Raw genomic sequence first — 2,033 nt, 5'->3', positions numbered from 1 at the left:
GTAAGCGTGTCATGAACACCGCATTCTAATCTTTCAGCACGAAGAATAAGATCATCTCTCCAACCCAAAGGAGAGTTGAAATGGCAAAACGACGCACCAACCTAGAATGGCAATCACTGTTTGAACAATATGAAAGTAGCAGTGTTACCCAACGCGCTTTTTGTGAAGAGCATGGACTGAGTTTATCCACGTTCTTCGCCAAACGGCGTCAACTCCAAACAGCAAACCAATCGGAATCTGTCGGATTTGTTAGAGCCGAAATCGTTGAAAAGACAACCAAGTATCAGGCCCAGATAGCTACGGCGAACATGACACTTCTCATCAATGATGTGGAGCTGAGCATTCCTCAAGGCACGCCAGCCACCTATCTTGCTGAACTCATTGGAGCGTTGTCATGAAAGGTATGCTCAGCGCTTCAGACATTTACCTTTATCGTGAAAGCGTCGATTTTAGAAAGTCCATCAACGGCCTTGCAGCGATTATCGAAAATGATACTGACTTGCCTCTTGGCAGCGGTGCGCTGTTCCTGTTTACCAATAAACAGCGCGATAAGATTAAAGTGTTGTACTGGGATAAAACAGGCTTCGCCCTCTGGTATAAACGCCTTGAAAAAGCCAAGTATAAGTGGCCTTCAAAAGAGAAAAATCAGGTGTTTACCCTCACTCAATTTGAGCTTGACAGACTGCTTTCAGGCTTCACAATTATCGGCCACGAACCCATCAAAATAAACGATTTTACAATGAGTTAATCGAGAATAAAGCCTTATTCTCCAAGCGTTAACGGCACGATTTTAGTATAATCAATGCTATGAAAAAGACGCCAAATATCGACCCAGAAAGCCAAGATGTTGCCGAGCTACAAGCGATGGTAGCTGCTCTGATGTCGGAGAAAAATGAGTGGAAACAAGAGCGCCAATCGCTGCTTGAACAACTCAAACTCGCCTTCGACCGTCAGTTCGCGAAACGCTCGGAGGCATTAAAGCCTTACGATGAATCACAAGGTGACCTCTTCAACGAAGCGGAATGTGAAGCCGTTAAAGAAGACGAGGTTGAGGTGACAACCACGACCACAACGAAAAAGCGCGGTAAACGTAAACCTCTGCCTAAGACCTTGCCTCGTGAGGTTATCGAACTTGATGTAGACGACCATGAAAAGCAGTGCGCTTGCTGCAATCATAGCCTGCATAAAATCGGTGAAGACCGCAGCGAGAAGCTAGAGTTCACGCCAGCGGTACTCAAAGTGTTGGAATATGTTCGTCCTAAGTACGCTTGCCGCCAGTGCGAGAAAACAGGTGACAGCAGCCGTATCGTTCAGAAGCCATCCCCTCAGAGTCTCATCCCTAAAAGCTTCGCCACAGAAAGCTTGCTGACCAACATCATTCTTGGCAAATACCAATACGCGATGCCACTTTATCGCCAAGAATCGCTGTTTACCCAGTCGGGTATCGAGCTATCACGCACCACCATGGCAAGGTGGGTTATCCAAGTCAGTGAGAAGTTCGCCCCGCTGTATGCCGCCTTGAAAGAGCACCTACTTCAACAAGTGGTGGTTCAAGCGGATGAAACGCCGCTCAATGTGCTCAAAGAAGAGAAGCTGTGTTATATGTGGCTCTACTGCTCAGGCGCTGACTCACCCGAAGCGGCACTGCCGAATGTGAAAAATATTGCCTTGTACGACTATCAAAACAGTCGCGCGAGGGCGTGTCCCGTGGACTTTTTAGGTGACTACAACGGTTATCTACAAACCGATGGCTACGCGGCTTATGATGGACTTCATCACGTCACCAAGGTAGGGTGCTTAGCGCATGCTCGTCGCAAGTTCATGGATGCTAAAAAGCTTCAAGGGAAAGGTAAATCGGGCAAGGCTGATAAGGCGCTGGCTAAAATCCAAAAACTCTACGGGATAGAATCACGCTTAAAAGGTGCGCCTGCCGAAGAGCGAAAAGCAGAGCGTCAAGCGTATGCCAAGCCGATACTGGATGAGCTTTACCAATGGATGACAACCCAGAAGGTGATAGGCTCTAGCCCACTAGG

The 2,033-nt window shown here is 47.6% G+C and carries 3 protein-coding genes; all 3 read left to right on the top strand.

All coding sequences use genetic code 11. The features are described from left to right. Positions 1-80 precede the first annotated feature (80 nt). Positions 81-398, top strand: coding sequence for an IS66 family insertion sequence element accessory protein TnpA (tnpA, locus tag AB4558_RS20865; RefSeq protein ID WP_017037717.1), 318 nt, complete (start codon positions 81-83; stop codon positions 396-398). Beyond that, positions 395-748, top strand: a complete 354-nt coding sequence (tnpB, locus tag AB4558_RS20860) for an IS66 family insertion sequence element accessory protein TnpB (RefSeq protein WP_017062948.1) — start codon at positions 395-397, stop codon at positions 746-748. Before tnpA ends, tnpB begins: the two co-directional genes overlap by 4 nt. 59 nt (positions 749-807) lie before the next feature. Next, a partial coding sequence (gene tnpC / locus AB4558_RS20855) for an IS66 family transposase (protein ID WP_372159067.1) occupies positions 808-2,033 on the top strand: 1,226 nt, incomplete at its 3' end.

The organism is Vibrio sp. 10N.222.51.C5, assembly GCF_041474575.1.
Lineage (GTDB): Bacteria > Pseudomonadota > Gammaproteobacteria > Enterobacterales > Vibrionaceae > Vibrio > Vibrio crassostreae_C.
Note: the sequence above shows the minus strand (reverse complement) of the source record. Positions and strands in the feature narration are given on the sequence as shown.